The organism is Silvanigrella sp. (assembly GCF_044369315.1).
Taxonomy (GTDB): domain Bacteria; phylum Bdellovibrionota_B; class Oligoflexia; order Silvanigrellales; family Silvanigrellaceae; genus Silvanigrella.
The window spans coordinates 1-7,813 of the sequence record NZ_JBIPMD010000161.1; the positions used below are offsets into that span (position 1 = coordinate 1).

Sequence of the window (7,813 nt, forward strand, 5' to 3'; positions counted from 1 at the left end):
TTAATTTGTTACCTTATTAATCGCACTGCTTACTTCCACGCTGATGGCTAATCTTTACGTGGGTGAGATTCGCACTCACTGGTTCTTACGCACTTATCTTGGCGCACCATAAAAATTCTCCTATTATTTATAATAAAAAAGTAGTCATTGTAACACAGAAGAGTTAATATGATGTTAAAAATTTTATTTGTAAATAAGAATTTTTTTATTTTATAAATTTTAAAATTAATTAATATTATTTATTAAAAATTTAGCTTAAATTTAAATTCATTAAATATATTCTTTACTTTATTGTTTAAATTATTTAATCTATATTATAATTCCATTATAAAGGAATATATTTATGGGTATAAAAAAAATTATATCTAATACAAATTTACCAAATACTTTAGAGTCTCTTAAAAAAGATCTTTTCCATTTAGGTGTAGAACCCGAAATGGTCATTCTTGTTCATTCATCACTTAGTAAAATTGGCTGGATAAATGGTGGGGCAGTAACCTTAATTTTAGCTCTTCAAGAAGTTCTAACGAAAGAAGGCACTCTAATAATGCCTTCACATTCCGCAGATTTAAGCGATCCAAAGGATTGGACTCAACCGGCTGTTCCTGAAGATTGGTGGGAAATAATTAAAGAAACGATGCCACCTTTCGATCAAATCCATACTCCAACTTTTGAAATTGGAGTGGTACCAGAAGTATTTCGAAATTTCAGATCTGTAGTTAGAAGCAATCATCCCACATGTTCTTTTGCAGCATGGGGTAAAAAAGCGGATAAAATTATTGAAAAACATTCTTTGGATCATGGCTTTGGAGATAAATCTCCATTGAATAAAATTTTTTCACAAAACGGTCACATCTTACTCATTGGAGTTACGCATGAAAGTAACACATCTCTCCATTTAGCCGAAGAGAAATGCAGGCAATACCCTCAAGAAAAAAAAAGATCTCCTATCTATAATGAAAAAGGAGAACGGGAATGGAAAAATTATAAACAAGCCTGTTATTCAACAGAATTTTTTAACACGATTGGCAATGAATTTGAAAAAAAACATGTTTTTAAAAGAGGTAAAATAGGAAATGCAGAATCTAAATTAATAAACCAAAGAGAATTAATTCACTTTGCTCATCAATGGTTAGATGAAAAAATAAATAATAACTAAAATTCTTCTTCTAATTTTTAATTAATTCTATATTTTTTTTCTTATAACTTCTTTTTTGCTTTTCACGAAGTTTATCATACATGACTCTTTTCTCATCTATATCAATAAAATCGGGATTCGACCTATTTTCAAGAAGAGCAAAAGTATATAGATCTAAAAACTCATTGCTTAAATTCGGAATCATACTTAAAATTTTTATTATTTTAGCAAACTTAAGGCCGTTGTTATCTTTACAGTAGCCCTCAATAAATAATCTTCGATCTTCTCTATCCACAGTTGCAAAACTAGAAAGTAAAACTTGTTCATTTGTCGATAAATTACTAGCTCTCATTTGAGGTGGTTCATTTATTAAATACCCTACAAAATCAGATACCTTTTTGCCTCCATTTAAGTCCGCAAATTTTTTAATATAGGATAAAGCATTTGCAATTCTTTCCTCTTCACCATCTTCAACTCTTTTATATTGCTGCTGAGAACAGCCTAACTTGGTTCCCATTTGTGCTTGGGTGAATCTGTTTGTAGCTCTAAAATTGATTAGAAAATGAGATAATTGTTTTCTTATTTCTTCACGCTCATGCTCTTGTAACTCTTTATCTGAATCCTGATCATTTAATTCATCACAAATAGAATCATTAGAAGTATTGGTATATTTTTTTTTGCCAAGTTCTTACTCCTTTTAGGTATAAGTTAACAAAGTTAACTTTTAAGAAATAAACTAAATTCTTATAAAAGCAAATCTTTTTTATTAGAAATAAAACTCTTCTTAAAAAGATCATAATTTTAAATGATTAACTTTTTTGCAATAGATTACCAATAACAGCAATTAAAATTGAGAAACATTAATGTTTTTGAAATGTATAATTTTTACTATGTTAATTTTAAAAATGAAAATTTCTAAAAAAATTATTATTGACTTTAAAAAATAAAAATACTATTGATGTTAAGACTTTTTCCTTTTTTTAAAAGACATTTGACAGGAACAAATTAAGCTTGAGTAACATTCGTTGGTTTTTTTTTAGCCTAATGAATTCACATAACTCTAATTAAAAGAACAATAATCATATGCTAAATATATTTTCAAAAGAAAAAATATTAATATATACAACAGCTTTTACACTTACAGTTACTGCATCTGGCCTAGATAATAGCCATAACCTCATTTTTAGCGATTCAAATTTAACTGCAAAACTAAATACGCCTAACAGTTCAAACAATTACACGAATGAAAAAATAAATGCTCAGTTATTCATCATCGAAAAGGATATAATCGTACCTTATTTAATTAATCATTATTTGATTTCTAAAAATGAATTGGTTTATAAATTTAAATTAAAGAACAATCTATCACATGATAATAAGAAGTTAAAATCTAAAAATATAAAAAGTAGCCTGGAATCTTTTATCAAAAAAAACCCAGAAGAATTTCACAGCATCTCTGGATCCAAAGATTTTGCTAAGGAAAAAACCAAAAACATTAAGGGAATCATCATTGATAGCAAAGATGATTTATCATTTACAATTGTACTGAATCAAAAAGATTCAAAGTTTCTTCAAAAGCTAACCGCCTTTCAAATTCCTATTCATAAACCTAATAAAGAGTCCGATACGAATCTTGAAAAAACGAAAGATATTGTTCAGACTGAAATTTATCAAAGCCAATTTTAAAAATGAAAAAAATTTATGAATCTTTTTTTTAGAAAAACAAATGCGGTTAATTTAAATTTTATAATTATTTTTACATGTATATTTATTCTCATTTTAAATTTATATAATTTAAAAAAAACAAATATCAATTTAGTCATGAAAAATATTCAAAATATTTCTAATCAAATCGCTCTGTCAATTAATAATAAAAACAATAATAATATAAGTGAAATAATAAACACCAATTTAATTTCAGAAAGTATATCTAAAATTGAAATAAGGGATTATAAAAACAATTTAATTAAAATAGATAAAAATATTTATTTCGATAAATTATCTAAAAATAATTTTTTTGCGATTAGGCAAAGCACTCCAATTTTAATTAATGAAAAAGAAGTTGCTATAATACATTACAAAATTCCAATTGATTTTATAAATATAATTTATTTACTAATATTTTCTTTATTAATTATATTATTTATAATATTAATATATTTAAATAAAACTAAAGATTTGAAAACAAATAATGAGCATATTATCTCAAATGAATTTTTTAATTATTTAAATAAGTTTTTCTCACACGACATTAGAAAACCCTTTAATTTATTAAAGTTATATTTAAATAATGTAGAAAAAAACAGCCAAACGAAATGAACAAAATAATTTTAGCTGAAATAGAAAAAAGTATGTTTAAAGTTGAATCAATTTCAACCTCCATATTAGAATACACAGAGAATATAAAAAATAATTTTAAAATAATGACTTTATATACATTTATAGAAAAAATAAATACGGATCTATGTTTAAATACAAAATTTATAAGTAAAATAAATTATGATCAAAATATAAACTGCGATGAAAGCAATTTAATAAAATCTTTTAATTTAATAATAAACTATATTATAAAAAACATTACTACTAATAACAACTATTCAATATTAATTGAAAGTTCAAAAATAAAAAAACAAAATTTTTTAAAAATTGCTTTTACCTTCAATGGAAATCTAATTGATAAAAATGAAACAGATAAAATGTTTAACCCATTTTATTTAAATAAAAACAATGTTAATAATAATTTAGATATGGTAACTGCAAAAAAAATTATAGATTCACACCAAGGTCATATAAGTTGTGATTTAAAAGATAAAAATGTTGAAATATTAATTCTCATTCCAATAAATACTAAATAAGGATTTTTTATATGACAAATATTGCAATTATAGATGATGAGGAATTCTACCAAAACATATGGAAATCTCATCTAGATGAAAAATGTAATTTATTATTTTTTAATGATCCAGATAAGTTTATTGATTCACATATTAAAAACCTTAATTTTTTTGATTTTATTATTGCTGATATCATGTATGGAAGTAGAAATATTTTAAATATTAATTTTTCAAAATTACTTAGAAAAAATAAATTCAATAAGGAAATAATATTATATTCAAATTATAAACAAAATTTTTTAGACTTAGAAAACACTCATTATTATGATTTATCATTAGAAAAAGATAAAGGATATTCTTTAGAAGAAATTAAAAATAAGTTATTAACAAACAGAATTCCTTGGAAAAAGCGGTTTAAAAACCTAGGCATTGATCCTGTCATTAAATGAAAAATTAAAATTAAAGATAGTTTTATAAAATATATCTTTTTCTATAAATAAAAATTTATTTCATAGAAAAAAATGAATTTAAAAGTCTGCTCCATAAAGTGCTATATTTTTTTCATTTGATTTTCCGCAGCTTTGAATTAAAAAGCCACTTCCTAAAACAACAAGCATAGTTATGAAAGCGATTAAAAAAGACCTTATCATTACTCGCTCCTCCTTATGCACTTTTCGTAATTGTATTCATTTAATAAAAATTATTTTTTGACGTTTTTTTATTTCTAATAAAAACTAAAGTTCAGATAGTAATATCAGAGCTTTACATATTTTATGTTCATTTAAAATTTGTTTTTTACTCAATAAAAATTTTTATTTATTAGAAACAAGTAAAGATTCACCACATTTCATTTTTGGGACTAAAATATACAATGAGCCTGATTGTTTTGTTACACCAGCAATTTCTCCTGCATCATCCCCTTCACCCCAAAAAACGTCCACTCTACCAGGTCCTTTAATGGCTCCACCTGTATCTTGAACAAAAGCAAGTTGTGAAAAAGCGGTGTTTTTAGATAAATTGTTTAAAGGTTCATTTGGTAAATTGGGCATTGGAAAATCCAAAAGAGTTAAAGTACCAGCTGGTAATACTCTCTGATCAGCTGCAATACTTCTTCCACCTACTAACTTAACATTTATATTCCCAAAAGGACCTTCATTTTCTAAATTAAAAAATACAAAAGATTTATTGTAATTTAAAACTCTTTGTACTTCTTTTGGATTTTGATTTAGCCATGCACGGATTGCCTGCATAGAAACGTCGCTTTTTTTTAAGAATACCTTCATTTAAAAGTAAGGCTCCTATTGGTTTATATTCTCTTCCATTTTGTGAAGCATAATGTATGTATTTTTTGCTACCATCAGCATAACTTAACAAAGCAGAGCCTTGAATTTCAATAAAAAAGAGGTCGGTCTTATTTTTTACCCACGCAATTTCTAAATCTTTATTTTTGAGTTTATTTCCTTCTGATATTTCTTGTCTTGTCCAATATGGAACAAGCTTATTTTTATGAACTCTTCCCCTAATTACTTTACCTTTATAATCTGGATTAAACTCTTCAAGATTTACCGTAATTAAGTCTGAAGGTGTTTTATAAACGGGTACTTTATATTTAGAAGTTTTTATTTCACTTGCTTCTGCATAAGGTATATAATAGCCAGTAAATAAAACTGGTTTTTCATTTTTTATTTCAATTTTATAAATATCAAAGTACTTTTCTAGAATACTTTCACTAACTCTATTTTTATCAGAAATATCAATTAAAAAAGAGTTAATTGTGCATATAAAATCTTTTGTTGTAAAAGAAATATCATTGTATTTAAATACAGAGTCTTCTTTTTTTCTATTAAGCCACTTTAAATTTGACTCTATTGCTAATTTTAAATTATCAATTTTTGAGCTATCTTCTTTTAGTTCTACAGAGTTCCATTTTACTTTCTCAAAAGTATAATGAGCACTCTCTTTTTTTTCAAATTTTCCAGTTGTTTTACAAGAATTTAAAAATAGAACCGATATAAATGCACAACAAATAATATAATAATTTTTTTTCATTGAAAAACTCTATGATAATTTAAATACTTTTAAAGTAATGAAGTAAGTAGAAAAATCAGTTGTTAAGTAACAAAACACCAAAGATAACATTCTCTTACCAAATAAGCTGTGACATTATACTAGCAAAAACTATTTTTGCAATGTTTATTTAATTTTTTTGTTAAACTTATGTAAACATCTAAAAATTGTCTGTTTATTTAAAATAAAGTATGACAAAATGATTAAATTGGGGGTTTTTAATGACTTTATTATATGTTGGAGTTTTTGGATTATTAGGAGTATTTAGTCGCTATTTTATTGGAATATTATTTAAAAAATTTTTCAATACCACATTTCCTTATGATACTTTTATTATTAACATATTAGGAGCTTTTTTAATTGGAATTGTTTTTGTATTAGGAACGGAAAAAAACCAAATTTCTCCTGAATTAAGATCTGGAATTATGATCGGTTTTTTAGGTGGCTTTACCACATTTTCATCTTACTGTTTAGATGCAATAAAAATGTTTGAAAATTTAAAATATGCTCAAGGATTATTGTATATTTCATTAAGTCCTATCATAGGAACTTGTGCAGCTATTTTAGGAATTTTAATTGCTCGCAAAATTTAAATTTTTATATATATTAAATATGCCCTAAAGTCTATCTCTTAATAGTATCATGAGGTGCATATGAATCATTATAAAACTCTAGGTAAGCTAATAACTTTCTTTCTTCCTGCTTTATTTTCGGAAAATATTTATTCAAATTCTAATTGCCCAAGTAATTTAAGCGCTTTAAATTGTATGATATTTATGCACAAAGATACCCCTCTAAATTATAAAAAAATTTCAGAAGAACGAATTTTAAATGAAGGAAGTTTATTAAAGTTTCAACTTTTCTCTCAAAGATATCCACTGCAAATTGAAACCAATAAAAATGAATGGGTTCATACTGTTTCCGTTTATTTACCAAATAATTATAGGGAATTAACAACCCCAATCTTATATATTGACTCTGGAGATAGTAATAATAATAAAAAAAGCTCAATTGATTTTTTCTCCATTGCAAAACAAACTCATTCAATCGTCATTTCTGTTGATTTAGTTCCAAATCAACCCATTTCATTCCCAGGAAACTCAGATCTATTAGAAGATTATTTAGTAGCTCATACATGGAAATTATATATTGATGATCCGATAAAAAATAAAATCAATTTGCTTCATTTGCCAATGGCCATGTCTGCAATTAAAACCATGGATTTAGTTCAACATGAATTTTTAGGCTCTAAATATAAAGTAAATTCTTTTATTATGAGTGGTGCATCAAAAAGAGGTTGGGCAGCTTGGTTAGCAACTCTTGCCGATACCAGGGTGAAAGCAATTATTCCAATTGTAATTGATATCTATAATACAAAAGAATTATTTAATAAAATAAATAAAATATACGCTCATAATTGGCCGATAGCATTATATCCCTATTATAAAGAAAATATGCACAAATTTACTGAAAATAAAAATTTTAATGAATTATTAGATATAGAGGATCCTTTAGCCTATAAAAATTCGGATAAAAGATTGAGATTAAATATTCCAAAGTTTATTATAAGTTCTAGCGGCGACGATTTTTTTCCGCCAGATAGTATTTATGAAAATTATAATCATATTCCTGGTAAGACTTATTTAAAATGCCAGTTAAGAGTTGAGAATGTGTTTTTAGAAAAAGAATATGTACTTAAAAAGGCATGCAGAAAATCTTCCGAAAACATGGACAAGCAAGCCCTTTGTTGAACGGACTTTGGATGCCGTTTGAA

The 7,813-nt window shown here is 25.4% G+C and carries 11 protein-coding genes; 7 read left to right on the plus strand and 4 right to left on the minus strand.

The genetic code is table 11. The annotated features are described in order from the left end of the window. Positions 1-343: 343 nt before the first annotated feature. Positions 344-1,159, plus strand: a complete 816-nt coding sequence (locus ACIQ56_RS12070) for an aminoglycoside N(3)-acetyltransferase (protein ID WP_397601311.1) — start codon at positions 344-346, stop codon at positions 1,157-1,159. 10 nt (positions 1,160-1,169) lie between these two features. Here ACIQ56_RS12070 and ACIQ56_RS12075 read toward each other — a convergent pair whose 3' ends face one another. Next, positions 1,170-1,655, minus strand: a complete 486-nt coding sequence (locus tag ACIQ56_RS12075; protein WP_397601312.1) for a hypothetical protein — start codon at positions 1,653-1,655, stop codon at positions 1,170-1,172. Positions 1,656-2,221: 566 nt separating this feature from the next. Here ACIQ56_RS12075 and ACIQ56_RS12080 point away from each other — a divergent pair. Genes ACIQ56_RS12080 through ACIQ56_RS12095 form a run of 4 tightly spaced genes read left to right on the plus strand, consistent with a single transcriptional unit; the run spans position 2,222 to position 4,421 of the window. Beyond that, the gene (locus ACIQ56_RS12080) at positions 2,222-2,824 is read left to right on the plus strand and encodes a hypothetical protein (RefSeq protein ID WP_397601313.1); all 603 of its coding nucleotides are present in this window, start codon (positions 2,222-2,224) and stop codon (positions 2,822-2,824) included. 15 nt (positions 2,825-2,839) lie between these two features. Beyond that, on the plus strand, positions 2,840-3,457 hold the full coding sequence (locus ACIQ56_RS12085) for a hypothetical protein (RefSeq protein ID WP_397601314.1): 618 nt from the start codon (positions 2,840-2,842) through the stop codon (positions 3,455-3,457). Beyond that, positions 3,454-3,993 carry a hypothetical protein gene (locus tag ACIQ56_RS12090; RefSeq protein WP_397601315.1) on the plus strand — a complete coding sequence of 180 codons (540 nt, stop codon included), beginning with the start codon at positions 3,454-3,456 and terminating at the stop codon, positions 3,991-3,993. The genes ACIQ56_RS12085 and ACIQ56_RS12090 overlap by 4 nt, the downstream gene beginning before the upstream one ends. 11 nt (positions 3,994-4,004) lie before the next feature. Continuing rightward, positions 4,005-4,421, plus strand: coding sequence for a hypothetical protein (locus ACIQ56_RS12095; protein ID WP_397601316.1), 417 nt, complete (start codon positions 4,005-4,007; stop codon positions 4,419-4,421). A 78-nt stretch (positions 4,422-4,499) separates the two neighbouring features. On the opposite strand, the gene ACIQ56_RS12100 is transcribed toward ACIQ56_RS12095, so the two are convergent. The 3 genes from ACIQ56_RS12100 to ACIQ56_RS12110 form a co-directional block, all read right to left on the minus strand. After that, positions 4,500-4,622 carry a hypothetical protein gene (locus ACIQ56_RS12100; RefSeq protein ID WP_397601317.1) on the minus strand — a complete coding sequence of 41 codons (123 nt, stop codon included), beginning with the start codon at positions 4,620-4,622 and terminating at the stop codon, positions 4,500-4,502. Between the two features lie 162 nt (positions 4,623-4,784). Beyond that, positions 4,785-5,222: an MltA domain-containing protein gene (locus ACIQ56_RS12105; RefSeq protein ID WP_397601318.1), complete on the minus strand. Its 438-nt coding sequence runs from the start codon at positions 5,220-5,222 to the stop codon at positions 4,785-4,787. After that, positions 5,155-6,021, minus strand: coding sequence for an MltA domain-containing protein (locus tag ACIQ56_RS12110; protein ID WP_397601319.1), 867 nt, complete (start codon positions 6,019-6,021; stop codon positions 5,155-5,157). The genes ACIQ56_RS12105 and ACIQ56_RS12110 overlap by 68 nt, the downstream gene beginning before the upstream one ends. A 239-nt stretch (positions 6,022-6,260) precedes the next feature. On the opposite strand from ACIQ56_RS12110, the gene crcB reads away from it, so the two are divergent. Beyond that, positions 6,261-6,632 carry a fluoride efflux transporter CrcB gene (gene crcB / locus ACIQ56_RS12115; RefSeq protein WP_397601320.1) on the plus strand — a complete coding sequence of 124 codons (372 nt, stop codon included), beginning with the start codon at positions 6,261-6,263 and terminating at the stop codon, positions 6,630-6,632. A 60-nt stretch (positions 6,633-6,692) separates the two neighbouring features. Continuing rightward, positions 6,693-7,790: a PhoPQ-activated protein PqaA family protein gene (locus tag ACIQ56_RS12120; RefSeq protein ID WP_397601321.1), complete on the plus strand. Its 1,098-nt coding sequence runs from the start codon at positions 6,693-6,695 to the stop codon at positions 7,788-7,790. The last annotated feature ends 23 nt before the right edge of the window (positions 7,791-7,813 follow it).